This is a genomic window from Streptococcus sp. GMD5S, assembly GCF_000298715.2.
GTDB lineage: Bacteria > Bacillota > Bacilli > Lactobacillales > Streptococcaceae > Streptococcus.
This window is the reverse complement of sequence record NZ_AJRG02000022.1, coordinates 1-26,329: the sequence shown is the minus strand read 5'-3', so window position 1 is coordinate 26,329 and position 26,329 is coordinate 1. Positions and strand designations below refer to the sequence as shown.

17 protein-coding genes and 3 pseudogenes are annotated in these 26,329 nt (G+C 41.8%); all 20 read right to left on the bottom strand.

The genetic code is table 11. The annotated features are described in order from the left end of the window. Window positions 1-1,165, bottom strand: a 1,165-nt coding sequence (locus tag GMD5S_RS0208890) for a G5 domain-containing protein (RefSeq protein WP_033588602.1), incomplete at its 3' end; no start/stop codon positions are given. A 249-nt stretch (window positions 1,166-1,414) separates the two neighbouring features. Beyond that, on the bottom strand, window positions 1,415-10,645 hold the full coding sequence (locus GMD5S_RS0208885; RefSeq protein ID WP_000682657.1) for an SIALI-17 repeat-containing surface protein: 9,231 nt from the start codon (window positions 10,643-10,645) through the stop codon (window positions 1,415-1,417). Window positions 10,646-10,939: 294 nt separating this feature from the next. Next, on the bottom strand, window positions 10,940-13,732 hold the full coding sequence (ileS, locus tag GMD5S_RS0208880) for an isoleucine--tRNA ligase (RefSeq protein ID WP_000768151.1): 2,793 nt from the start codon (window positions 13,730-13,732) through the stop codon (window positions 10,940-10,942). Between the two features lie 252 nt (window positions 13,733-13,984). Further along, on the bottom strand, window positions 13,985-14,779 hold the full coding sequence (locus GMD5S_RS0208875; protein WP_001123189.1) for a DivIVA domain-containing protein: 795 nt from the start codon (window positions 14,777-14,779) through the stop codon (window positions 13,985-13,987). 16 nt (window positions 14,780-14,795) lie between these two features. Next, window positions 14,796-15,050, bottom strand: a complete 255-nt coding sequence (locus GMD5S_RS0208870) for a DivIVA domain-containing protein (RefSeq protein WP_000028988.1) — start codon at window positions 15,048-15,050, stop codon at window positions 14,796-14,798. A gap of 8 nt (window positions 15,051-15,058) precedes the next feature. Further along, complete coding sequence (locus GMD5S_RS0208865) at window positions 15,059-15,850, bottom strand: YlmH family RNA-binding protein (RefSeq protein ID WP_000126362.1); 792 nt, start codon at window positions 15,848-15,850, stop codon at window positions 15,059-15,061. Beyond that, window positions 15,847-16,107, bottom strand: coding sequence for a YggT family protein (locus tag GMD5S_RS0208860; RefSeq protein ID WP_000576501.1), 261 nt, complete (start codon window positions 16,105-16,107; stop codon window positions 15,847-15,849). The genes GMD5S_RS0208865 and GMD5S_RS0208860 overlap by 4 nt, the downstream gene beginning before the upstream one ends. Continuing rightward, window positions 16,107-16,637 carry a cell division protein SepF gene (locus GMD5S_RS0208855; RefSeq protein WP_000053364.1) on the bottom strand — a complete coding sequence of 177 codons (531 nt, stop codon included), beginning with the start codon at window positions 16,635-16,637 and terminating at the stop codon, window positions 16,107-16,109. Before GMD5S_RS0208855 ends, GMD5S_RS0208860 begins: the two co-directional genes overlap by 1 nt. Before the next feature lie 9 nt (window positions 16,638-16,646). Next, the gene (locus GMD5S_RS0208850; RefSeq protein WP_001049616.1) at window positions 16,647-17,318 is read right to left on the bottom strand and encodes a YggS family pyridoxal phosphate-dependent enzyme; all 672 of its coding nucleotides are present in this window, start codon (window positions 17,316-17,318) and stop codon (window positions 16,647-16,649) included. Window positions 17,319-17,321: 3 nt separating this feature from the next. Next, window positions 17,322-18,578, bottom strand: coding sequence for a cell division protein FtsZ (gene ftsZ, locus GMD5S_RS0208845; RefSeq protein ID WP_000144263.1), 1,257 nt, complete (start codon window positions 18,576-18,578; stop codon window positions 17,322-17,324). Between the two features lie 16 nt (window positions 18,579-18,594). Further along, the gene (gene ftsA, locus GMD5S_RS0208840) at window positions 18,595-19,965 is read right to left on the bottom strand and encodes a cell division protein FtsA (protein WP_000196345.1); all 1,371 of its coding nucleotides are present in this window, start codon (window positions 19,963-19,965) and stop codon (window positions 18,595-18,597) included. 215 nt (window positions 19,966-20,180) lie between these two features. Continuing rightward, a complete protein-coding gene (locus GMD5S_RS0208835; RefSeq protein WP_001055258.1) occupies window positions 20,181-20,885 on the bottom strand; it encodes a YwaF family protein in 705 nt (234 codons plus the stop codon). 90 nt (window positions 20,886-20,975) lie between these two features. After that, a pseudogene (locus GMD5S_RS10290) lies at window positions 20,976-21,587 on the bottom strand (NUDIX hydrolase N-terminal domain-containing protein). Next, the gene (locus tag GMD5S_RS0208825) at window positions 21,574-22,947 is read right to left on the bottom strand and encodes a UDP-N-acetylmuramoyl-tripeptide--D-alanyl-D-alanine ligase (RefSeq protein WP_000778720.1); all 1,374 of its coding nucleotides are present in this window, start codon (window positions 22,945-22,947) and stop codon (window positions 21,574-21,576) included. Before GMD5S_RS0208825 ends, GMD5S_RS10290 begins: the two are co-directional and overlap by 14 nt. A gap of 84 nt (window positions 22,948-23,031) precedes the next feature. Continuing rightward, window positions 23,032-24,075, bottom strand: a complete 1,044-nt coding sequence (locus GMD5S_RS0208820; protein WP_000814697.1) for a D-alanine--D-alanine ligase — start codon at window positions 24,073-24,075, stop codon at window positions 23,032-23,034. Window positions 24,076-24,179: 104 nt separating this feature from the next. Next, window positions 24,180-24,360: pseudogene (locus tag GMD5S_RS10830) on the bottom strand (hypothetical protein); the annotation flags it as partial. Beyond that, complete coding sequence (locus GMD5S_RS0208810) at window positions 24,353-24,793, bottom strand: hypothetical protein (protein WP_008289759.1); 441 nt, start codon at window positions 24,791-24,793, stop codon at window positions 24,353-24,355. The gene GMD5S_RS0208810 and the pseudogene GMD5S_RS10830, both read right to left, overlap by 8 nt. 55 nt (window positions 24,794-24,848) lie before the next feature. Next, a complete protein-coding gene (locus GMD5S_RS0208805) occupies window positions 24,849-25,376 on the bottom strand; it encodes a hypothetical protein (RefSeq protein ID WP_008294306.1) in 528 nt (175 codons plus the stop codon). Window positions 25,377-25,460: 84 nt separating this feature from the next. Then, complete coding sequence (locus GMD5S_RS0208800) at window positions 25,461-25,994, bottom strand: hypothetical protein (RefSeq protein ID WP_000884835.1); 534 nt, start codon at window positions 25,992-25,994, stop codon at window positions 25,461-25,463. A gap of 51 nt (window positions 25,995-26,045) precedes the next feature. Continuing rightward, window positions 26,046-26,329 (bottom strand): annotated as a pseudogene (locus GMD5S_RS0208795) (hypothetical protein); the annotation flags it as partial.

Sequence of the window (26,329 nt, the reverse complement as noted above, 5' to 3'; positions counted from 1 at the left end):
CTCCATCTTGACCAGCTTGGGTTATCTTGGTCTGGCCAACTGGCAAGCTATCACTCTCTACTCGTTCTCGAGTGTAGGGTTCTGCTACCGTCGTGGTAACATCTTTTTCTTCAACTTTTAAGCTTGGAACTTCATTTACAGGAGCATCTGTTGGTTTTTCACTAACGGACTCCTCTGGGCTTGGTTTTGTAGGAGAAAGGACCTTGCTTCCGACTTTTCTAATCTCAGAAGTAGGCTCAGTCGTTACCTGATTGGAAACCTCCTCTGTATGGATCACCTGACCATTTAAAATGTAGCTGCGGGTCACAATGGTACGACTACCATTTTTCCCTGCCTGAATCACCTCAGTTTGACCTTGTGGCAAATCAGCTGCTTCTACTTCCTCTACTTGGAAAGGAATGATCTCTGTACGACTCGTATCTTTACTCTCAACCTTTAACTCTGGTTGTTCAAAGACAGGAGCTTCACTTGGTTTCTGAGCACGATACTCTTCCTGCGCTTGACTTCCGTTTGAAGTTTGAACTGGAGTATCAATAGGAGCCGAATGATTCAACTCTTTCTTGCCATCAAGTGGAGAGTTTACTTCTTTTTGAGATTTCAAATACCCTACATATTGGTAGCCTTCAATCGTAAGTGGGGATTGCAATGTTTCCCCGACCTGTACAGTCAATTCCTGATTATAGTCTGCCAGCATTTGATTTGTCAAAGCCAAGGAAGTTGGCGCGATCAGCTGACTTCCTAGACTGGTCAAGAGCATGAAAGAAGCTAGCTTTTTGCGATCATCTCTGCCCAGTTTAATCGCTACGACCAGTAGTACAATACCTGCCCCCGCTGCAATTGAGCTAAAGAGTTGGCTGTGACCAGTTGCAGGCAGCTGTCTCGTCGGACGATAAATCAAATAGTAAGTATCATCTGTTTCCTCAGCAAACTGTGGCAATTCTTTGACTACCAACTGCTTTTCTTGGTCCGTGAGTTCACTCTCTGTCACGTACTTATAGTGAATCTGTTTTGTGACGGATGGCGTCTGTTCACTGGCTGCTACACTAGCAAGAGAACCTCCTCCACTAAAAAGGTAGAAAACCCCTACCAGAGCAGAAACTAGACCAACCGAAACTTTTCTCAATGAAAAACGCTGGTGCTTTTCTCCTAAATAACTTCTTTTCATTCCTAATCTTTCCTTCATCATGATTTGAATCCCCTCTATTCTACCGAAATTTACTAGATTATTCAATTTATTTGCTATAAATAATAGCCACAAAAAACTGCTAATCTTTTCAGTTCATTTGCGCTTTCAAAATTCTTATCTTATCAGGTCTTGAATGCACAAACAAGATCATGGAGAAACCACAGAAAAATTCCTAGGTAGCCTTAAACCTAGGAATTTTTCAAATTTTAATCAAACAGAATCGTTTCCTTATTTCTTGAAAATAGACTGTCTGAAGTCGTCTGTCTCACGAAGATAAGCGTTGTAAATCTTCTTCTTGAGCAGGTTGACCCAGCTAGCTTCGACACGGTTAGTAGCATTGGAAATGTTGCGTACATCCTCTGCTACTGCTGCATCCATCAACTGCTGCATCTCTGCATAAGAACGAATGGTTACTTTCTTGGTACTATTTGGATTTCTGAGTTCGTACTCAATAGTGATTGGTTTGAGCTTGGTTAGCTTATCAATCCGCTCTTGGTACATAGCCTTCTTGAAGGCTGCCCAAGAGGTGTATTCACCTTTAAATACATTTTCCAAGACTTTCTGGTCCGTCACGAGACCGACATCTCTTCCAGACCATCCGTCCCACGTTTTCTTCCCTTCATCGAAAGCTTCCTGAGAGTACTGACCAGAAACATAAGGGACAAATCCGTCATGATAGCCCTTGGCTGCCAGTAATTCATAGGCTGTGCGACGGAACATAACGTCACCAGGTGCTCCATTTGGATTGCTCAAGGCTGAGTAAATTGGTGAGAAGAGGCTGAGACTGAGGTAGCCATTTCGACCATATTTCCCACTTTCCTTATTCTCCCGACGAGTGATCACATCATTTTCAATCAGAGAGTCAAAGGTCTTCAGCTGCTTGATTTCCTCAGCTGTGAAGCTTCGCGTCTGGTTACCTGCGTGGGTCTCCTTGCCATACTTATCTGTAATATAGTAATTCTCCATCTTCCTGAACCACTGTAACTTGGCAGCATCACTCTGCTTCAGCATAGAAGTACCTTCTAGATAGTCCAAAGTGTAAATCATGTCAAACATACCATGGACATAGTGTTGTAGGTCTGCTTCATTTTGAACACGTTCCTTGAAATTATAGGTATGCATACGTGTCTTAGAATCCTTATCCACCTTGAAGAGAGTATTGAGCGTAATGGTTGGTTCATCTGCGCTCGGTGAAGACTGCAAGAGTCCGCGAGCATAGAGTTCCGCACCCAAGCCCTCACGACGACCATAACCTTCAAAGTAAATAGCACCGTCAGAGTTATGGGTCATTTCATGGGTGTAGACAGAGTTTCCATAGTCTTCCAACAATTTAGCAGCATCAAAGTGAGTTACACTACCCGTAGCATAGGCATTATAGCCCTTGCTTGGATACCACTTGCCAGCTGGTCCAAAGAATTCCTGCATAGCCTGTGATTTTTTGTCATTAGCTGGAGCCCAATATCTTTGACCATTCTTGTCAACCAATGAGAATCCATCATAAACCAGAACCGAACGGAAGAGCTTGTCCTTGCTTTCTGGACTCAGAATCTTATACCAGAAATCATAGTGGTCGCGCTGATATTCAGCTGTTTTTCTCACTCGGTCTTCGACATATTCAGCTAGCTCAGCGTCTGTGCGCACCCTGTTATTAGCATCCAGGCGGTAACGATCATAAGCTCCCATAGAGAGGGTAGACATATTAGAGATAGCATAGACACCCTTCTCCGTCATGGTCAAGAGTGGCAGGAGCATGCCCTTGTGTTCCCAATTATCTGCAGTAATCTTGTCGTACACACCGACAGAGTACTTGCTCTTGCCCTCGGCTGCGTCCTGAAGCTTTCTCGCTTCTGGCACATCGGACTTAGCCTCAACAATATAGGCTTTTGTATTGGTCTTGAGCCATTCATTATTGGTCTTGTATGGTAGGAAGAGCTGACGATAGCCTTCAAGGTAATTGAAGAGTCCTCGTTTTCCAGTTGCTTCAGAGAGCGAATTGTCATAAGCTGTATAGTTATTTTTAGCCTTGAGATTCTCCAATCCTGATTTCCCTAAAGCAATGATTGTATCTAAAGTCGAAACATCATTCTTACCGTAGAAATCCAACTTGTAAGCCGACAAGTCCTTAACATTAAAGTTGTCATAGTTGATATTGTACCATCGGTTAAGGTAAGTCAAACCTAATAGGAAAGCTTCCTTATCAGCAAGAATCTTCTTAACAAGATAATCCTTAACTACTTCACCTTCAGTATTGATAGCCTTATCCATAGCCAGAACTTTTCGTAGTTCTGTTGACAGTTTGCTTTTCACTTGCGTAAATGCGGTGTCTAAGTATAATTCATCTAAAGAAGTATCTGCTGCTACACCGAGAGCTGTTCGCATAGCTGGCGAATCAAGAACGACTTTGTTTAGCTCTGGCAAGACTTGATTTAGAATACTAGTATAATCTGATACAAAGGCTTCTGGAGTATACAAAAGGTCTAATCCCTTCATTCTATACTCAGCAATACCTTGGTTGACGAAATCTCCCTGATAAGATATTTCTAGGTAGTCAATAGTATTGTCCATGTAGTGCAGCATCAAACGATTGATTGCTGTTTTATTGCCATGGATATCAGTGATAACCTGGTCACCCTTCATCGGAACAACATCCAGTAGGTACTCCTTGTTCAACTTATGCTCTTTCGGAATCTTGTTCGCAAACGAAACAATGGTTTCTTTATTGTAGAAAGGAAGCAGTTTCTCCATATTTGCATAAGAATATCCGCGGTCGAACTGAGCATTGTTTACCTCACCATAGTCGACAAAACGCATATTTAGATTCGTGTCATCTAGGCTAGTTGTTATGTCCATAGCAGTCAGTTTTTCTTCCATTTCTTCTTGAGTAATGGTAGAAGTAACAAACTGATCGTTTTTCAAGGTTTCACTCTTGGTAACTTTATATGCTTGCGTAATGCGGTCGTTTTTGTAGCCCTGATCCCCAGAAATACTGTAAACATTTGTACCGCTAACATTACTGATCACATTATCAACTAAACCATTAAAGTAGTTCGAGCCGACCACTCCACCGATTTGACCGTTAGTGGTTGAATTATATAGTTTTCCTGTCACATAAGATTTGGTAATTCGAGCGTTGTTTTCTAGACGTCCAACCAAACCACCGATACGTTGTTCATTTGATCGAGCACCACTAATAATCGTTACATCTGCTTTACTTTGGCTAAGAAGAGATTCTCCTCCTTTAAGGTTTGCAACCAAACCACCTACATTATAAGCTTTGATGTGTTGACTGTTAGATAGGATAGTTCCCGTAAAGGAACTATTCGTGATTTTCGTATTGGTTCCATTAACTACAAGACCCGCTACGTTAGAGGCGTTTCCTACTACCGATACTCTCCCCTGAACAGAAACATCTGTGATTCGCGCATTCTCCGCATTACGTGCCAGCGCAGCCGAGTCATAGGTACCCTCGATATTCACATCTTTAAAGTCGATATTGGTAATAGAAGATCCGTTCTTGAGGTTTTCAAATAAAGGTTTGGCTAGATTATAAATGGCATATTGCTTGCCATTTTGACTACCTGTCAGACTACCGGTGAAGTTCCCTTTGAGGTAGACATAATCCGCAGGAGCTAGGTTGACCTCGCTCGCATCCAAATCAGCTCCCAGAACATAATTTCCTGCCATATTTCGCTTCATAGCGTCTACCAATCCAGCAAAGCTGGTGTAGACGTTTTGCTGACTTGGGACCACCTTACTGATGTAGAAGTCGTGCCCAGACTTGTAGCCCGCTTCACTTTCTTGGACGAGTTCAGGAAGGGTTACATTAACCTTATAGACTGCCTTGCCATCTTTCTCTGCTTCAGAAATGCTGTGAACTGGTAGGAGAATTTCCTTGGATTCGCTTGACTTGATTTTGACGAAGTAGGTAGACAGATCCGTAGGCATAGAGCTCATCGATACAAAGCGCTTGTATTGGTCATTTTCTTTATGATAAAACTCAACGGAATCAATATCACGGAAGGCAATCTTCTTGTATTCTAGCTCAAAGTTACGACTGTCTGTTTCAAACTCAGTAAAGCTGCCATTATCCAGTTCATAAGTCAACTTGGTTTTTAGAGTGTAGCCTGTGTAGTAGTCTAGGTCGCCAATTTTCAAGCTGCCAGCGAAGTTGGTAATTGGAAGGGTGCGAATCAGCTGGTCTCCCTGGTACAATTCTGCAGTCGCTGAACGGAAGGACTGGGTCTGGTCTTCCAATCTATATTGGACCGTCACCGACTTATCATCAGCATTCTCAGTCAGACTTAGAATGGAAACAGTCGGCTTGACTTTAGGCACTCCATTTAGAGCTTCTTTGGCTGCTGTCAGGCTAGCAAGAACTTGATTGACCTGTACTTGTGTAGCAGTTTGATTGTTCAAAACTCCCTCTGCCTTGGTCAATTCGTCAGTATAAGCTGTCTGCTTTTCTGAATCCGCATTCTTATATTTAACCGAAGTTTTAACTCTTGGATTTAAATCGTACTCAGTCTGAAGAGCTGTTTTAACAACTTCAGGACCACTTAATTGAGCCTTGGCTTGATTGATTTGTTCCGCCAGTTGATTGACTTCTGATTGGCTGGCTTGGGATTGACTCAGAATCGTTTGACCTGCCGTCAAAGCAGCATCATAGTTAGCTTGATGACTCTGACTATCGTTGAAATAACGGGCCTGAGCTTTAATCTGATCCGCTTCTGCCAAGAGATTATGCAGTGAAATTAAATCGAACTCTTCTAAAGCGTCTGCTTTCGGTGGATCGTTCGGTACCATGTTTGGCTTAGCCGTGCCGACCTTGACCACTTGCGTTACGGGAGCTAGAGTTTCCTCATTGGACAATTCTTGGCGGTCAACCTCTTGACCGTTAGAACTGTAGACGCGAGTCTTAATAGTTCGTTCGCCTTGGACTCCTGGAGTGGCGATTTGACGAGCATCTCGAACAAGCTCATCGGTTTCTTCTTCACGAATGTTAAAGTTGATTTTTTCAACGCGCGTTTCGTCGGTATAAGTCAACGGATACTCTGGTAAAGCATCTGCTTTCGGTGCATCACTTGGTACCATATTTGGTTTAGCTGTTCCGACTTTGACAATTTGCGTTACAGGAGCTAGGGTTTCCTCATTAGACAACTCTTGGCGGTCAACCTCTTGACCGTTAGAACTGTAGATACGAGTCTTAATCGTGCGCTCTCCCTCAACACCTGGTGTTGCGATTTGGCGCGCATCTTGAACAAGCTCATCGGTATATTGCTCCTCGATATTGAAGGCTATTTTCTCTACGCGGGTTTCATCTATATATGTCAGCGAATACTCTGGTAAAGCGTCTGCTTGCGGTGGATCGTTCGGTACCATGTTTGGTTTAGCCGTACCGATCTTGACCACTTGCGTTACGGGAGCCAGAGTTTCCTCGTTGGACAACTCTTGGCGGTCAACCTCTTGACCGTTAGAACTGTAGACTCGAGTCTTAATGGTCCGTTCGCCTTGGACTCCTGGAGTTGTGATTTGACGAGCATCTTGAACAAGCTCATCAGTTTCTTCTTCACGAATTGTGAAGTTAATTTTCTCAACCCGAGTTTCGTCGGTATAAGTTAGTGGATACTCTGGTAGAGCTTCCGCTTTCGGTGCTTCATTTGGCACCATGTTTGGTTTAGCCGTGCCGACCTTGACGATTTGTGTGACAGGAGCCAGAGTTTCCTCATTGGATAATTCTTGGCGGTCAACCTCTTGACCGTTAGAACTGTAGACACGAGTCTTGATAGTTCGTTCGCCTTGGACACCCGGAGTTGTGATTTGGCGGGCATCTTGAACAAGCTCATCCGTATATTGCTCTTCGATATTAAAGGCTATTTTCTCTACGCGCGTTTCATCGGCATAAGTCAGTGGATATTCTGGCAGAGCCTCTACTTTCGGTGAATCGTTCGGTACCATAGTTGGTTTAGCCGTACCGACTTTGACGATTTGCGTTATGGGAGCTAGGGTTTCTTCATTAGATAACTCTTGGCGATCGACAACTTGACCGTTGGAACTGTAGACTCGAGTCTTGATAGTTCGTTCGCCTTGGACACCCGGAGTCGCGATTTGGCGGGTATCACGAACCAATTCATCCGTTTCTTCTTCACGAATGTTAAAGTTGATTTTTTCAACGCGCGTTTCGTAAGTATAAGTCAACGGATACTCAGGCAAAGCGTCCGCTTTCGGCGCATTGTTTGGTACCATGTTTGGTTTAGCCGTACCGACTTTGACGATTTGTGTGACAGGAGCCAGAGTTTCCTCGTTAGACAACTCTTGGCGGTCAACCTCTTGACCATTGGAACTGTAGACACGGGTCTTGATGGTCCGTTCACCTTGGACTCCTGGAGTGGCGATTTGACGAGCATCTTGAACAAGCTCATCCGTATATTGCTCCTCGATATTGAAGGCTATTTTCTCTACGCGGGTTTCATCTGTATATGTCAGCGAATACTCTGGTAAAGCATCTGCTTTCGGTGCATCACTTGGTACCATGCTTGGTTTAGCCGTCCCGACTTTGACAATTTGCGTTACTGGAGCCAAGGTTTCTTCATTAGAAAGTTCTTGACGGTCAACAACTTGACCATTGGAACTGTAGACACGGGTCTTGATAGTTCGTTCGCCTTGGACACCCGGAGTTGCGATTTGACGAGCATCTTGAACAAGCTCATCCGTATATTGCTCTTCGATATTAAAGGCTATTTTCTCTACGCGCGTTTCATCTGTATAAGTCAGTGGATATTCTGGCAGAGCGTCTGCTTTCGGTGCATCACTTGGTACCATATTTGGCTTAGCAGTTCCGACTTTGATAATTTGCGTTACTGGAGCCAAGGTTTCCTCATTAGACAATTCTTGACGGTCAACAACTTGACCGTTAGAACTGTAAATGCGAGTCTTGATAGTCCGTTCGCCTTGTACTCCTGGAGTGGCGATTTGACGGGCATCACGAACAAGCTCATCGGTTTCTTCTTCACGAATACTAAAGTTGATTTTTTCAACTCGCGTTTCGTCGGTGTAAGTTAGCGGATACTCTGGCAGAGCGTCTGCTTTCGGCGCTTCACTCGGTACCATGGTTGGCTTAGCTGTGCCGACCTTGACGATTTGTGTTACGGGCGCTAGGGTTTCCTCATTAGACAACTCTTGGCGATCAACCTCTTGACCATTGGAACTGTAGACGCGAGTCTTGATAGTTCGTTCGCCTTGGACACCCGGAGTCACGATTTGACGAGCATCTCGAACAAGCTCGTCCGTATGTTGCTCCTCGATATTGAACGCAATCTTCTCAATGCGGGTTTCATCCGTATATGTCAACGGATACTCTGGAAGAGCGTCTGCTTTTGGTGCTTCGTTCGGTACCATAGTTGGTTTAGCTGTTCCGACTTTGACTATTTGCGTTACTGGAGCTAGGGTTTCCTCATTAGACAATTCTTGACGGTCAACAACTTGACCATTGGAACTGTAGACACGAGTCTTAATCGTACGCTCACCTTGGACTCCTGGAGTTGTGATTTGGCGGGCATCACGAACCAATTCATCCGTTTCTTCTTCACGAATGCTAAAGTTGATTTTTTCAACGCGCGTTTCATCTGTATAAGTCAGTGGATACTCTGGCAGAGCCTCTGTTTTCGGCGCTTCGCTCGGTACCATGGTTGGTTTAGCTGTACCAACTTTGACAATTTGCGTTACTGGAGCCATGGTTTCTTCATTCGAAAGTTCTTGACGGTCAACAACTTGACCGTTAGAACTGTAGACACGAGTCTTAATCGTACGCTCACCTTGGACTCCTGGAGTTGTGATTTGACGACTTCCTTCTGGAATCTCATCTGTATATTGCTCGTCAATAGAAAAATCAATCTTTTCTATTCTAACCTCATCATTTGTAGTCAATTCCAACTCAGAATTCTCATGAATAGGAGCTGTATCAGGATTTGTCCCATATTCTGTCAGTTCTGGAATCTCTTGAACTGGAGCTGTATCAGAACTGGTGCCATACTCTGCCAATTCTGGAACTTCGTGAACAGGAGCTGTATCAGGATTTGTCCCATATTCCGTCAGTTCTGGAATCTCTTGAACTGGAGGCGTATCAGAACTTGTACCATATTCTGTTAATTCTGGAACTTCATGAACTGGCGCTGTCTCAGAATTTGTGCCATATTCTGTCAATTCTGGAACTTCGTGAACTGGCACTGTCTCAGGACTTGTACCATATTCTGACAATTCTGGAACTTCATGAACTGGTGCTGTTTCAGGAGTTGCGCCATATTCTGTCAATTCCGGAATTTCATGAACTGGCGCTGTTTCAGGAGTTGTACCATATTCTGACAATTCCGGAACTTCGTGAACTGGAGTTTCTTTTGGTATCGAGTTAGTTGGAGCTGTTCCAACTAAAATAATTTCAGAAACAGGTTCAAGCGTCACTTGATCAGAAATCATTTCGCTTTTTACGATTTCTTGATCCTTACGAAAATGGCGAGTCACTACTGTACGTTGACCTCGAACACCTGTTTGTATAACTTTTGATTGCCCTTGAGCCAATTCATCGGTATATTGATATTTTGTCTGATAAGGAAGTTCTTGAACTGACTCCTGCTCACTAATTTTTAGTTCTGGCAAGTCATAAACGGTGCTTAGACGAGCAGACTCTCTTTCCTTAGCAGCTATAGCTTCTCTTTCTTCCTCAGTTAAAGCATCCCCCTTATCTGAAACAATCTCTTTCATATCAAGATTTGTTTCACTCGGTTTAAGTTCACTTCCCTTCTCTTTCTCCCAGTCAAGTGTCGGATTTTCCTTCAGAGCAGAATGAGCTAAATGACTATCATTTTGTTCTTCATTCTTTAGATAACCGATATAGTCGTAACCGTCAATTTTCAATGGCGCTGGAAGTGCATCTCCAAGACCCAAGTTAAGACTTTGATTATATGCAGCGAGCTCGATATTCGTCACTGCTAAGACTGTTGGAGATAGCAGTATGGATCCCATTCCAGTTACCAACAAGATCGAAGATAAATACCTCTTCCCATTTCTGCCTCTAACAACTACAAGCACTAGTAATGCAAGACCCATCGCTGTAAAAGTTGATTCCCAAAGACCGGAATGACCTGTTTTAGGTAATACTCCAGACGAATCCGCTTGAGTAGTCGGACGATAAACTAAGTAATAAGTCTCTGAAGCATCCTCAACATGCTTTGGAATCTCCCTGATCAAGGCACTCTTCTCTGCCTCCGTCAATTCAGACTCCACTACGTAGTGGTATTTTACCTGAGCAGACTGCTGACTTTGAATTTCTGCTGCCTTCACAGAAGTCAAGCCCCCAGCCATTTGCCCACTCAAAAAGAAGCTTCCAATAGTCGCTGAAACGAGCCCAACGGACAACTTTCGGAAAGAAAAACGCTGTCGTTTTTCTCCATAAAATTGATGTTTCATTCTCAAAATTCCCTCTTCAATATATTATTCAATCCTTTCTATTCTACCTGATTTCACTTGATTATTCAAATTATTTGTCGCGATTTTTAGAAGCAACACATGCTTTTGAAAAGTACCAAAAAACGACCTCTCTTTTTAAAAAATCTCAAAAAATCAACTTAAAACTTTCCTTAAAAATGTTGAATTTCTACATCTTTGTCCTAAGCTTTTACCAGCAAAAAAAGAGAGAAATGACTTTCTCTCTTTTACCTTTCCTCTCACCTTAAACTATGAGAAGACATATTTCTAATCTGATTATTTCGCTTCAAATCCTTCTGCAACTGCATCTGCAAAGTTTTCTTCTACGATGCTTGCACAGTGATCACAGATGACTGCATGGTAGCTGCGTTCTGTTGTTGTTGGGTCGATACGACGGCAACGGTCACAAACTTCACCTGCAGCACGTTTAACTGTGAAGGCAACATCCTCAAAGCTAACTGCGCCTTCTGGAGCTGTACCTTCAGCGATGGTCAATTCTGACACGATCAAAAGTTGAGCCACATTGCTATCTACTGCTCCAAGAAGAGTTTTCACAACTTCGTTTGGATAAACTGTCAAGTGTGCTTCAAGCGATTTACCGATTACTTTTGCATTACGCGCTTCTTCCAAGGCTTTTTGAGCTTGTCCGCGGAAATCCATGAAGGCTGCCCATGTATCCAGGATTTCTTCTTGGTTGGCAAAAGTTTCAGCTTCTGGTAATTCAGACAATTGAACAAATTCTTCAGCTTCAAACTCAAGATATGACCAGATTTCCTCTGCTGTGTGAGGAAGGATTGGTGTCAAGAGTTTAGTGATTTTGACAAGAATGTCATAGAAGACAGTCTGCATTTGACGGCGTTCGAGTGATTTGGCACCCTCGATGTAAACAACGTCTTTGGCAAAGTCAAGGTAGAAGGCTGACAAATCAACGTTGATGAAGTTCACCAAGGCCTTGTAGATTGTCAAGAATTCAAAGTTAGCATAAGCATCACGAATCGTTTTCACAAGCTGGTTAAAGCGAATGGTCATGTACTTGTCAACAGAACGAAGCTCATCGTAAGCTACTGCGTCTTGAGCTGGGTTAAAGTCAGATGTATTGGCAATCAAGAAACGAAGAGTGTTACGGATCTTACGGTAAGTTTCAGAGACTTGGCTCAAGATATCCATAGAGATACGCACGTCGTTGCTTGAGTCCACACTTGTTACCCAGAGACGCAAGATTTCCGCACCAAATTGTTTTTCAACATCACTTGGAGCAATCGTATTCCCAAGAGATTTAGACATCTTCTCACCTTTACCATCAAGAGCAAAACCTTGTGACAAGATTTGTTTGTAAGGAGCAACGCCATGGTTAGCAACAGATGTGATAAGTGATGAGTTGAACCAACCACGGTACTGGTCAGAACCTTCAAGGTAAAGATCTGCTGGATATTTGAGTTCTGGACGGTTGACCACTACTCCATTCCATGATGAACCTGAGTCAAACCATACGTCCATGATATCTGTTTCTTTCTTGAACTCGCCATTTGGTGAACCTGGATGAGTAAATCCTTCTGGCAAGAGGTCCTTAGCATCACGTTCCCACCAGATGATAGAACCGTGTTCCTCAAAGAGTTGAGCTACATGTTCAATAGTCTCAGCAGTCATGATTGGCGTTCCGTCTTCAGCATAGAAGATAGGAAGGGGAACTCCCCAAGCACGTTGACGAGAGATAACCCAGTCGCCACGGTCACGAATCATATTGTAAAGACGAACTTTCCCCCATTCTGAGTGGAACTTCACTTTTTCAATTTCATCCAAGATTTCTTGGCGGAATTTAGATACAGAGGCAAACCACTGTGGAACAGCACGCCAGATGATTGGTTTCTTGGTACGCCAGTCAAATGGGTATGAGTGAGAGATTTCTTCTTGAGCAAGGAGCAAATCGCCCAGTTTTTCGATAACAGTCGGCACAACCTTGTCATAGAACTGACCCGCAAATTCAGGACCAGCATTTTCCATCATAATACCGCGTTCGTTAACTGTTACAGCAACTTCAAGGCCGTTGGCAACACCAACATTGTAGTCGTCCTCACCAAAACCAGGGGCTGTATGGACAATACCAGTACCAGAGTCAGTCGTAACGTGGTCACCCAGGATTACCAACTCATCTACAGCCGTATCCCATGGGTGGACTGTCACAATGTGGTTCAATTCTTGACCACGGTAGGTTGCCAAGACCTGAACATCAGCCCAACCAAATTTCTCAGACAAGCTATTCAACAATTCTGAAGCAACCACAAACTTACGAGTCTCACCAGCAGGTTGTACGACTACGTAATCAATATCCGCTCCAACAGTCAAACCACGAGAAGCTGTAATGGTAAATGGAGTAGTTGTCCAAACTACGATGTAAGTGTCTGTATCTAGCACACCTTTTCCGTCTTTGACGCGGTTAGCATAGTAAAGGGAAGTTGAAAGCAAGTCATGATACTCAATTTCCGCTTCAGCAAGGGCTGACTCAGAAGACCATGACCAGTAAACTGGCTTGGCACCACGGTAGATATAGCCTTTTTTAGCCATCTCACCAAAGACACGGATCTGAGCTGCTTCATAGTCTGGAGTCAAAGTCACATAAGGATTTTCCCAGTCACCAGAAACACCCAAACGTTTAAAGTCTTCACGTTGTTTATCAACTTGAGAAAGAGCGTACTCGCGGCAAAGTTTCAAGTACTCAACCAAGTCCATTTCTTTGCGTTTAACGCCCTGTTTTGCCAAGACTTGCTCGATTGGCAGACCATGAGTATCCCAACCTGGGATATAAGGAGCATAAAATCCAGACATAGACTTAGAACGAACAATAATATCTTTAGAAATCTTGTTCATGGCATGTCCAACGTGGATATTTCCGTTTGCATACGGAGGGCCATCATGCAAGGTGAAATGCGGTTTTCCTTGGTTCAATTCTTGACGACGTTGGTAAAGTTTTGCTTCTTCCCATTCTTTTTGCCAAACTGGTTCTTTGGTTGGAAGACCAGCACGCATAGGAAAGTCTGTTTTCCCTAGATTGAGGGTTTCTTTAAGTTTCATTGTTACTCCTTTAATTTAAAATGACAAAATAAAAACCACGATTCGCAAAAAGGACGAAAATCGTGGTACCACCTTTGTTCGAAAAAAGACAGGGTCTCTTTTCCTCTTTTCCCGTAACGTGGGGGACGTCTAGTCTTACTGTTTTCAGATTAGATTCGTTGAGAGGATAATCTAACCACTAGGGATTGCAGGACTCTCACCATCTCCCGCTCGCTGAAAATATAGTTGGTTGGATCTTGTTCTCACATTTTTTTATAGGATAAGAACAGATTCTTTATTTGCATCGTTCTCAGTTGCCGCAGTAGCTTCTACTTCAACTGACTCTTCATGCTGGTCACTTTCTTCTGTCTGTTGGTTTTGTTGAGCTTCAAACTCAGCTAATTCTTTGTTACCAGCCTCGATACGAGCTTGTAATTCAGCAACCTCTTCTGGTGTGAATTGACGAGTCATATCAATAGGCTCTTCTTCTGGTTGTAAAGATACAGATTCACCAAGAACTTCACCCACCACTTCTTTAAAGGCTTCATCACTTGTCTGAAGGTAAGTAGCTGTTGGGCGAAGAATATCTTCCCAATCAGATGACTCGACAATAGCCAATTGACTTTCAATCGTAGACTTGAGGCGTTGATGGAATACACGGCTCTTGTTCTTCAACTCTTCTGTCTCAACAGCCACTCTCTTCGCATTATCTGTTGCCTGACGGAGAATTTCATTTGCCTTGTATTTCGCTTCTTCAAGCAAACGCTGGGCGTCTTGTTCAGCTTGTTGAATAATATTGTTTGAACGTTCTTGAGCAGCCTGTTTAACACGCTCCGCAGTATCTTGAGCAATCAAAACTGACTGACTCAAGGAATCCTTCATCTCATCAAAGTAAGACAAACGTTCTTCCAAACTCTTGATGTGTGTCTCTTTATCGTGATTGCTACGAACCAAGTCTTCGTAGTCACGAACAACGATATCCAGAAATTCATCTACTTCTTCTGGATCAAAACCTCTAAATCTTGTACCAAAGGTTTTATCTTTAATTTCTAACGATGTAATTGGCATACTTTTCCTCACTTACTTAATAAAAAATAGAATCATTAATTGCTTCTGGTTCTTGCTCGCTTGTTACTGTTCTCTTAGGAATATCATTCGTATAATAGGAAAGACGTTCTTCTAGTTTTTTGATATAGAGTTCAGTTTCATCTTTGTATCGAATCATCTCCTCTAATTCAAAGTAAATCTTATCTAGAAAGAGGTCAACTTCTTCCTGATTGTAGCCTCTGAATGTTCTTGAGAAAGCTTTATCACTTATTTCTTGTGGTGTAATCGACATATTTTTTCTCACTTGCTTAAAAGTAGCCGGACTGTTAGTTTTTTCTTATCCTTTTTGGTCTGACCATTGTCTTTGACAACTTTCAAACGACCAAACTTTCTCACACTGATCAAATCTCCAACTGCGACCTGGTAATCAGATTTTTCAACCACATGATAATTTACCTGGACAGATTTTTTCTCAATCAGTTGACTAGTTTGATTTCTAGATAATTTCAAGGCACTTGATAAGAGGGCATCCAATCGAAAACTCGAAACTAAAATTTCTCGTTCTCTATAATCAATTTTAGACAAAATCCTATCGGTAAAAGGACATTCCTCCAGCGATACAGGAAGTCTGCCAATCTTTCTTATTCCATCCTGAAAAAGAGGAATGAAATCACGATTGACAAAAATCTGTGCTCTCTTTTCATCTACCAAGATATCACCAAATAATTTACGGTCAATTCCTAGTTGGTTGATAATTGTTCCCAATATTTTTCCATGACTCAGTTGCTCAAACTTACTCGGATAGCAAATTTCCAACAAGGCCATTTCAAAGTCTGATATCTCCGGTTCAAAGTAATCTGGATAGAGAAGAACTCGAACCGACTCTGTCGGAAGAAAATCACCACTACTTTGGCAACCCAGTCCATATGTCCCAGCTAGTACCCTCAAAATCTGTTCCTGATGGGGATTGATAAAAGGAGTAAGTACCGGTGCATAGGTATCTTCTACCCGCTTGATCCACTCTAACCCCTTATCAATAAAGGGAATATCATCTTGGGAAAAATGCTGATAAATGGCTCGATTTGCTGTCATAGTAATAAGACTAGTCGTGTTAAGAGATTTCCAACAAACTGAATCAGAATCAGCGCCGCCCAAACCGTAAAGTCAAGACCAGCAAATTGTAGATTGAGCTTACGAAGGGGCTCAATAACTGGACGAGCAAGTCTGATAACTAGGCGACCTAGCTGGCTTTCATAGGCATTTGGAAACCATGAAAGAAGAGCAAATGCAACGAGAATGATGGAATAAATGCTAACCGCATTTTGGATTAAACGAATTAAGAAAATCATTATCTTGCTCTATTTCGTTTAATATCAAAACCAAACTCAGCGCTTTGTGATTCATCTGGAAGTTTGATATCTTCAATATTCACGACAACGTTGACAGGCGTCAATAGATACATCGTACTCGCAACTTTTTTCATATTCCCAGCTAAGACATGGCGGGCTCCGTCCAAGTAATCAAGGCAACGACGGGCTTGAACCTCTGTCATGTATTGGAAATCAATCAAAATACTTTCATTGCCAGCCAACAAATCTACAATTTCAGTTGCATCTTCATATTTTCTTGGATAGCGAACGTCAATTGTCACTTTCTCATCTGAACGATGGCTTTGCATTGCCAATTCTTGCTGACGCGCATGAAGACGGGTAATATTTGCATCTTTTGCTGATCCTGACTGAGCAGGTGCTGGTAATTCTTTAGAAGATGAGATGGCTGGGCTAACTGTTCCCTCTTGTTGAGCCTGGTAGTTAGTCGTTTCTTCTCCGTCTTCTGTAAAATAATCTATAAATTTATCGAATCTATCTTTTAAAGACATAGCTCTCTCCTATTTAAAAAATGCTGTACCGATTCGAACAAAGGTTGAGCCGAACTGAATCGCTTCCTTAAAATCACGACTCATTCCCATGCTTAGCTCTGTCATCGGCATATTAGGGATTTGTTTTTCTCTAATTTCTGCTTGCAGAGCCTGCGTATCCTTGAAAATTTCTTTCAATTCATCACTGTCTGCCTCAAAAGGAGCCATGGTCATTAAACCAACATACTCAATCTGATCTAACTTAGCCAATTCTGGCAAAAGTTCTAGCAATTCTTCTTTTGAAAACCCATGCTTGCTTTCTTCCCCAGAAATATTGACCTGCAAGAAACACTTGATAACATGATCTGTTCTCTTTTGAATTTCCTGGGCTAACTTAAGGGAATCTAAAGCATGAAAGTAATCCACATATGGGATTACTTCTTTCACTTTCCGTCTCTGTAGTGTTCCTATTAAATGCCAAGTAACTGGGTAATCTTTCAAGGCCTGATATTTTTCTAAAAATTTATCAACTCGATTTTCACCTATATGACGGACACCAAGCGGAAGCAAGGCTTCCGCTGTTTGTACATCTACATACTTTGTCACTGCGATTACTGAAACAGCATCTAGAGCACGGTTGGCTTCTTGACTAGCATCAGCTATTTGCTGAAAAACTAATTCAGTATTTTTTTTCAAATTCATTGATTAACGATTTTTGAAGAATGGAGGTGTATCCAATTCATCTTCATCTTGTGAAACTGGTGTTTCGAAGCGTTCTACCGGTGAAACAACTGGATCTGTTTGGCGAACAATAGACTCACGACGCAAGTCCCAGTCTCCAAAAGCAGACGCTTGGTTTGTTTCAAAACGACGTGGGCTTGATTTAGGCAATTCTGCTGTCTCTTCCAAGTCGAATTGACGGTCAAATGTGTGCGCTTGTGGAGCTTTAGTTGTTGGACGTCCAACTGGTTGGTTGTTACGAGCTCCAACTACTTTTTCCACTCGCTCTTGACGAACACCTGTCGCTACAACAGTAACACGGATTTCATCCTTCATGCTTTCGTCAATTGATGTTCCAAGCCAGATGTTTACACCTTGGCCAGCTGCTTGGTTGACAATTTCTGAAGCTTCTTCTGCTTCAATCAAGGTCAAATCAAGACCACCAGTAACGTTGACGATGACATCCTCTGCACCATCGATTGTTGTTTCAAGAAGTGGAGAGTAAATTGCTTTACGAGCCGCTTCAACAACGCGTTCTTCACCACTACCGATACCGATACCCATAAGGGCATTCCCTTTGTTGGCCATTACAGTTTTCACGTCAGCAAAGTCAAGGTTAATCAATCCTGGGTTCGTGATCAAGTCAGTAATTCCTTGAACACCTTGGCGAAGAACGTTATCTGCTTCGCTAAGAGCTTCAAGAAGTGGCGTTTTCTTATCAACGATTTCAAGCAAGTTGTTGTTAGAGATAATCAACAAAGTATCAACATGCTCGCGAAGTTCGTTGATTCCTTCTACAGCGTACTGGCCACGTTTGCTTCCTTCAAATCCGAAAGGACGTGTCACAACACCAACTGTAAGAGCACCAAGATCTTTAGCGATACGTGCAATAACAGGGGCTGCACCTGTACCAGATCCACCACCCATACCTGCAGTGATAAAGACCATGTCCGCTCCAGTGATAGCTTCCGTCAAAGCTTCTTCACTTTCTTCTGCAGCTTTACGTCCAACTTCTGGACGTCCTCCAGCACCCAAACCACGAGTCAATTTTGGACCAAGTTGGATAACTGTTTCTGCTTTCGTACTGCTAAGGGCTTGTACATCAGTGTTGGCTGCGATAAATTCTACACCAGCAACACCTTCGTCAACCATGCGGTTGATGGCGTTGCCACCACCACCACCGACACCAATTACCTTAATAACTGCGCCTTGAGCTGCTGCTGTATCAAATGAAAATGTCATAATTTCTTATCCTCTTTTATTCATCAAACATGCTTCCGATCAAACCACGGAAACGTTCTGTTAGCTTCGGTTTACTTTGAGAACTTGCTTGGAATTCTTCCTTGGGAGCAACTGGGGCTTCCTGCACAGTTTCAGCTGGAGCTGCTTGTGCTGGACTTGGTTGCGCTACTGGATTCAAACGTTGATTTGGAATGCCAAAGTTGATTGGTTTTTGACGAAGGAATTCATCTCCTTTAACTGCTTTTTGGGCAAGAAGATTGACTTCAGTCAATTTACCAGCAAACTCAGACAAGCTAATCACGTGCGCAAATGCAGGGTTGCGAATTCCAACTTGATTTGGTACATAAAGTTTTACTCGAACACCAAATACTTCTTGAGCTAATTCAACAATTCCTGGCAAAATTGCATTTCCACCGATAAGGACGATGCCACCTGGCAAATCTAACAAGTGTCTTCTTTCCAACTCTTGTTTGATTTGGTCAAAGATATGTTTGATGCGTGCTGAGATAATTTCTGCCAAATAGCTTTCTGTTACTTCAACAGGTTCTACTTCACCGATTACTTCAACTTGGAAAGTTTCGTTACTTGCAAGTGGAACGTAAGCTTCACCATAGTTCAGTTTCAAACTTTCTGCAATTTTTTGAGATGTTTTCAAGACTTTAGAAATGTCTTTTGTAACGTAATCTCCACCTTCTTGGTAGATATTAGTGAACTGCAATTCCTGGTTACGGATAGTCGCTACAGTAGTCTGACCTCCACCCATGTCAATGACAGTCGCACCAAATTCGCGTTCGCCTTCGTTGAGAACGGAGTTCACGATTGCCAAAGGTGAAATAATCACATTATCAACATGGATACCCACACGCTCCACTGTCTTGCGAAGATTGTGTAGAATCGTACGAGGCCCTGTGTAAAGCAGACCACGCATTTCCAAACGAACACCCATCATACCACGAGGGTCACGGATGCCTTGGAAACCATCCACGATGAATTCTTCTGGAATAAATGTAATCACTTCACGGTCAGGAGTCATGCTCTTTGTCAAAGCTGATTTGACAACATTTTCAACATCTTGATCTGTGATTTCTTTGGTGTCTGAAGTTACAGGAATCATTCCTTGTGTTGGTTCAACCTGCAAGAGGTTTGCTGGAAGGCCAACGTTAACAGACTTAATAGAAATACCAGCTTTCTCTTCTGCCTGTGTGATTGCGGATTTGATTGCTGAAGCAGCTGCTTCAATATCAACAATAATTCCGTCTTTTACACCTTTACTTTTGGCATTGCTAACACCAATTACATTTACTTCGCCATCTCTATGCTCAGCTACTAGCACTTTAATCGAGCTAGTTCCGATATCTAAGCCTGTAAAAAAACCATCTCTAGTCATTACATCGCATCCTCTCTGTCTTCCAAGTTTCTCACTTCTATTTAATAACTATGTTTGGGTATAGCTATTCAAAGAATATTATAACACAAAAAATCCAATCGTGCTTAGATTTTGATAAATTTCCTAGTCATTTTTCACTTTTTATTTCTATTTTTTTATCTTAACAGCCTTACTTTAAAAAAGTATCTTTTTTTACAAAAAAAGAAAGCTTATACTTAAGCTTTCTTCACAAGTATTTTTTCTGCTTTTTGCTCTAAAAAAACTTCTAATACTTTCTTGGTCAAACTAATAGCTGTAGCTAATACCAGCGACACAATCAGGTAATTGGCCACTAAGCCATGATCACCAACCAATGGTGGCTTTGTCAAGAATCCATAATCTCCTCCAGTCACTAAATTAACCACAAAAATCAGAGCATTAAGTGAAAAGGTTAATAAAACAATCCGCTTAACATCCAATAATCTAGAGTCATACTGTCTAAATAAATAAACCAAAGAATTTCCTAGAAGAGCTAGGTGACCAAAAATGAAAGACAGGATGGCTATGTGGGGAAAAGGATAGGCATCTGGTACTGGATAAACAAAAGCTGCCAGCGTTCCAAAAATTCCAAGTAGAGAAAAATATTGCTTATACATTGACTTACCAGGAAGTAACAGCACTACAAACATCGCTATACGACAATGATAAAATGGTAAACTTTCTGACATCGGCATGTGATTTCCCCAGTACCAACTATAGAGAAGAATCAACTGGACAGCTTGTAAAATTTGGAAAAAACGTTGATAGACTTTTTTATCGTAATAGCGATAAGAAGTGTAGAAGGTCAACGCTAATAACGAAAATAAACTTACATACCAGACAAGGTCAAATTGAGGTGGTTCTGTCGCTTGCGTTGTAAAGAAAATATCCCATAAATTCATTTAATATTCCTCATTATATTTCAAAATCTTCTCACATATTATACCATGCCAATAGAAAAAAATGAATTCAGAAATACGATAATAATCTTCTCAGTCAAGATATTGGTCTCTTTGTCCTTGATGAATCTGCCAAAGAATCTCCATTTGCTCCTTGGTGATGCGTTTTTCAGATAAGACTGGCAATTGGTCAATGGCAAAAAATTGAAGCTCAGCAATTTCTTGATTCTCTTGAAATTGTCCATCAAGAAGCTTACATTCAAAGACAAACTTTGCATATTGTTTGCTCTGTAGTTGGAAACGATTGGTATCAAAAACTGCAAGTAACCTTTCAGCTTTTGCTGTAAAGCCGGTTTCTTCTTCAATTTCTTTAAGAATATTTTCGGTTGGAGAATAGCCAACTTCACCAAAACCACCTGGCAAAGCCCAACTATCCTCTCCTTTTCCTCTAACTAAACATACTTTTTCATCCTCAACAATCCAAGCACGGACGTCCATCAGAGGAGTTGCATAAGCGGACGTTGGTTTCAAGACTTCTGCCACTTCTTCTGCATCGAGGTCTGATACCTGATTCAACATTTCAGATAACAGACTTCACAAGTCCTCGTAACGCTCACGGTCGAAAGGATCTTTTGTAAAGGTTAATCCAGTATCCGTAATGGCCAGCATTCTTTGCAGATACTTGGCAAAATCACTTGCATTCATTTTCTAAACTTTCTACCAACTTGGCTAGATTCATGGAGTTAGAGCCTTTAAGCAAAATTTGGTCATTGGCTCCAAGGCTTTCCTTAACCTTCTTGACTAGGTCTTCAAATTGGTCCTCGTCAGCTGTTTTCTTGAAGTAATAAACGTGGCCGATTGGGAACATTTGACTAGCAAGTTGGCTTAATTCGGCAATGTCTTCTCCATAGAAAATCACGGTATCCAGCACATCTGGCGATAGGCTCAAAATCATCTGGTTATGGAGCTGAACAGACTGGTCACCAAGTTCCTTCATGTCTGCTAAGACTGCGATTTTCTTGCCCCCTTCATTAGCTGGAATGGCAGAGAATGTCTCCAAAATCAACTTCATAGCAGTTGGATTGGCATTGTATACGTCAGACAGAATATCTGCTCCATTGGCTGCTTTCTTCCACTCAGTACGGTTACGCGTCAATTCTAGGTTCTGGAAGGCCTGATGAATTTGCTCTTCTGAAACTCCTTCTTGAAGAGCCACATAAGCAGCAATCATAGCATTGGTGGCATTGTACTTACCTGTCACTGGCAAATCAAGGGTTTGTTCCAAAAAATTCGCCTTAAAAGTCAGACTATCCTTGCGCTCAATCAAGTCCGTGATTTCTAACTCAGCTCCTGGCCCAAAACGGACCACTTTTTTATCTGTAGGCAAGTAGTCCTCTACAATGGAGTCGGCTGGTGCCAAAAGCAAAGAACCTGGTGCCATACCATCAGCAATTTGCATTTTCCCTTTAGCGATTTCTGAACGGTCTTTGAAAAAGGCCAAATGAGCCTCTCCAACCAAGGTCACGATAGCTGTTTTTGGATGGGCCAATTCTGACAAGAGATGGATATCTCCCAGATGATCTTGTCCCATCTCCAAGACCAACTTTTCTGTCTCCTCAGGCATGTGAAGAACCGTGTAGGGAAGGCCTATCTCATTATTGTAATTGCCTTGAGTCTTGTAGGTCTTGTAGGTTGTTGACAGTAAATGCGCCAACATATCCTTGGTCGTCGTCTTGCCATTTGAACCCGTAACGGCAAAGACATCAACAGCCGTTTTCTCAAGATAGTAGGCTGCGAGGGCTTGAAAGGCAGTCAACACGTCGTCTACTAGAATGTAGGGATGATTTGCAATCTCTTTCTCAGACAAGGTTACTGCTGCACCATTTTCAAAAGCTGTTTCGATAAAGTCATGACCATCACGCGCACCTTTGAGGGGCACAAACAAATCTCCTGTCTCAATCAAACGACTGTCAAACTCAGCTTTTTCTAACTGAACGTCCGCAAAAAGACTAGCGTCATTTTTAGCTCCAACAGCTTGGGCAACTTCATGGATTGTTAATTTCATTTCTACTCCTTTAAAAAGGGTTGAAGTCCGAGAACTCTAGTCACCATGCAGTGATAGTTCTGGCTTCTACCCTCTCTTTCATTTTTATAGCAAATGCGCTTCGCGCTTGTCAAAACTTTGCTTAGCAAGGTCAACCAAACGCTCGATTAGTTCTGGGTAGCTGATTCCCATATTGTCCCAAAGTAGTGGATACATAGACCACTGGGTAAAACCTGGCATGGTATTAAGCTCATTTAGGAAAATCTCGCCCTTATCTGTATAGAAGAAATCACAACGAGACAGACCGAGGCCACCAATCGCACGGAAGGCTGTTTCAGCATTTCGACGCATGACAGCTACCACATCATCACTAATCTTGGCTGGGATGTCCATGGTAATCTTGTTATCGATGTATTTGGCATCATAGTCATAAAAGGCAACATCCTTAACCACTTCACCAGGAAGCGTGCTCTTGACATCGTAGTTGCCCAAGAGACCAACCTCGATTTCACGGGCATTTACCCCTTGCTCTACTAAGACACGGCTGTCATATTGGAAGGCAAGTTCCAAAGCTTGACGGAGTTCTTCTTGGTTTTCAGACTTAGAAATACCGACACTTGAACCCATATTTGACGGCTTCGTGAAGACTGGATAAGTCAGTTTTTCTTCAACTTCAGCGATTTTAGCAGTCACATCATCGCCTTCAACGATGGCCACATAAGGTACTTGGGCAATCCCAGCAGACTCCAAGACACGCTTGGTCGTAATTTTATCCATGGCAAGGCTGGATGACAAGATATTACAACCAACATAAGGCATTTTCAAAACTTCTAAGAATCCTTGAACTGAACCATCTTCTCCCATCGGACCATGAAGAACTGGAAAGACCACTGCACCTTCTTCATAGATGGCACTTGGCGCTATTTTCTTGTCCCAGTCAATAGTCGCATTGGTCATGAGACGATCCTCTTGACCTGGGGTCTGGCTAAATTCCTGTGTTTTGATAAAGTCACCTGACTGGCTGATGAAGAAAGTATTGACGGTGAAACGGTCGTAGTTGACCGCACGCATAACACTTTCAGCTGAAAGGACAGAGACTTCACGCTCTGCACTACGTCCACCGTATAAAAGAATAATCGTTTGTTTCATATTGCTTGTCCTAATTCTAATAGAATACTCGTTCTTTAGTATATCATATTTGCTTCTTTTTTGAAACTTGAATCTAAAAAAGCCCTCATTTGAGAGCTGAAATTTTACCGATCCACCACTTGAGCTTCAAAGTAAGCTGGCTTGTCGTCTACATTGGTCATGGTAATCGTGTAGGACTTGTTATTGGTTACATAAAAAAACTTTCTCCCCTTGGTAGTTGACAACAATTCCATTCTTTACCAAATGAATATCTGTTTGATTGTTTGGAAGCTCTTTATCATCTTTCCAACTTATCTAAGATTTTCTGGTATTCTTTATGCAAATCCTTAGCTTTCTTAGAAGAATCATATTTTGCACTCTCAACCTTCACATCCTTCATCTTCTGCACCCAGCTCATGTCCACACCGTCCGCATAGTAGTTGCCATCGCTATCGACAATGATTTTACTTAGTTGCGTAGCTCCTTGAATCACTAAGCTAAGGACTTCTAGACTATCGCTGAAATACTGGGAAACCTCTGAGACAAAGAATTCTAATTTTTCAATCTTGTCATCCAAATCCTGAATACCCGACTCGATTTGAGACTTGGTATTGTAGAGGATGGTCTTCTCAGAGAAGGCTCTCCCCCAAATGAGACTAAAGAGGTCTTTGATTTGATTTAGCCAGTTCTCCCTCGCTTGAATCTGAGCTTCTACGATAGCTAACTGCTCTTCCCTCAATTTTTTCAGTTCCTTAAGTTGGTCCTGTCAGCTCACCTGAGTCTAATATAACAAACTATCCATACAAGGTTTGATACATCTTTTTCATGAAGACATCAAGCTCTTTTTGAACAATCTTTAATAGGCGCTCTTCTTCGACTTTGGGAATAGTCACCCTCTCATTTATATTTCTTTCATTTATTTGAAAATAAGCGCTAGAAACTAAATCAAAGTTCTTATCCAATTCATAGAGTACACTAGTTATTCTACCATCTATCTCTATTTCAAAATAAGCAGTAACCCCATTCCGTCCCGGATTTGAGATGTCCAAATTGATGTCTCCTTTTATCTCTATGGAGTCAATTCCTCCATCCAATCGAATAGCTCCATCGGGAGGAACGACATAGCCCGCTTTACGGATGTCAGGTGCATATTTTTCTGATGCCATCAAACGTTGTAAGACGACTATATTGTCCCTCTCTTCAAAGGAGGTTTTTAATTGCATATGTTCTTGGTGGTTTTGATACTGAAAATAAAGATTCAAGCCAGTAGCTAAGGCAATTACAGAACCAATAACGATCAGTATTTTTTTAAGTCCTGACATTTTTTCACCCCCTCTGTCTAAGTTATCATAGAAGTCTTGTTCATACAGCATTGCGTTGAGTAAGAAGTTACTTTCTCTAAAAATCTAACCATACAAGGTTTGATACATCTTTTTCATGAAGTCATCAATCTCGCTTTGAACACTTCTCAACAAGTAATCTTCTTCGGCTTGGGGGATAGAAACAATCTCTCTTTTCCCGTTACCATTTTGCTGAGAATAGCTAGAATCAATTAAATTCAGATTTTTATCTAAAATAAAAGCTACATGCGTTTGTTTTTCATTAACCTGTGTGATGAAAAATAACTGAAAATCCTTAGCATCCTTTTTGGGAGGGCTAATTTTCAAATGTAACTCTCCTTCTATTTCTAATGGATAAATAACTCCATCCAATCGAATAGCTCCGTCAGAAGGAATAGTATATCCTGCCTTGCGGATGTCAGACGCATATTTTTCTGATGACGTCAAACGATGAAGAACTTCAATTCTTTCATTTTTCTCAAAGGATTCTTTTAAAGCACTAGATTGTTGGAAATGATTGTAAGTAAAATATAAAGGAATCGCTAATAGGAACAAGGACAATACAATCAACCACTTAAACTGTTTTACTTTATCTAACATTCGCCTTTCCTCTATCAACACTCTCTTTCAAATAAGTGGGATTATAAATTCTCACTCACCTTCCTCATCATCATAAACTGGCTCGCCATGGATTTTGATGTATTCTTCATTTCTACGGTCATCTTCTTCCCAGACTGGGTCTCTCACATGGTCCATAAATGAAATTTCTTCCAAACTCAGCTCATTAGCTTCTTCATAACTCATCGAAAGGATATCCTCATGCCGGTTTTTAAATTCCTCCACACTTAACCAGCTCTCTTTATCATCTTCGCTAATCTGACCATCAATAGCAGTCGCAATTTCAATGGCCATAATATACATAGCTCGTTTATCAA

Coding starts and splice junctions, on each gene's coding strand:
- GMD5S_RS0208885 (WP_000682657.1), bottom strand. CDS start 10,645: ATGAAACATCAATTTTATGGAGAAAAACGACAGCGTTTTTCTTTCCGA.
- ileS (WP_000768151.1), bottom strand. CDS start 13,732: ATGAAACTTAAAGAAACCCTCAATCTAGGGAAAACAGACTTTCCTATG.
- GMD5S_RS0208875 (WP_001123189.1), bottom strand. CDS start 14,779: ATGCCAATTACATCGTTAGAAATTAAAGATAAAACCTTTGGTACAAGA.
- GMD5S_RS0208870 (WP_000028988.1), bottom strand. CDS start 15,050: ATGTCGATTACACCACAAGAAATAAGTGATAAAGCTTTCTCAAGAACA.
- GMD5S_RS0208865 (WP_000126362.1), bottom strand. CDS start 15,850: ATGACAGCAAATCGAGCCATTTATCAGCATTTTTCCCAAGATGATATT.
- GMD5S_RS0208860 (WP_000576501.1), bottom strand. CDS start 16,107: ATGATTTTCTTAATTCGTTTAATCCAAAATGCGGTTAGCATTTATTCC.
- GMD5S_RS0208855 (WP_000053364.1), bottom strand. CDS start 16,637: ATGTCTTTAAAAGATAGATTCGATAAATTTATAGATTATTTTACAGAA.
- GMD5S_RS0208850 (WP_001049616.1), bottom strand. CDS start 17,318: ATGAATTTGAAAAAAAATACTGAATTAGTTTTTCAGCAAATAGCTGAT.
- ftsZ (WP_000144263.1), bottom strand. CDS start 18,578: ATGACATTTTCATTTGATACAGCAGCAGCTCAAGGCGCAGTTATTAAG.
- ftsA (WP_000196345.1), bottom strand. CDS start 19,965: ATGACTAGAGATGGTTTTTTTACAGGCTTAGATATCGGAACTAGCTCG.
- GMD5S_RS0208835 (WP_001055258.1), bottom strand. CDS start 20,885: ATGAATTTATGGGATATTTTCTTTACAACGCAAGCGACAGAACCACCT.
- GMD5S_RS0208825 (WP_000778720.1), bottom strand. CDS start 22,947: ATGAAATTAACAATCCATGAAGTTGCCCAAGCTGTTGGAGCTAAAAAT.
- GMD5S_RS0208820 (WP_000814697.1), bottom strand. CDS start 24,075: ATGAAACAAACGATTATTCTTTTATACGGTGGACGTAGTGCAGAGCGT.
- GMD5S_RS0208805 (WP_008294306.1), bottom strand. CDS start 25,376: ATGTCAGGACTTAAAAAAATACTGATCGTTATTGGTTCTGTAATTGCC.
- GMD5S_RS0208800 (WP_000884835.1), bottom strand. CDS start 25,994: ATGTTAGATAAAGTAAAACAGTTTAAGTGGTTGATTGTATTGTCCTTG.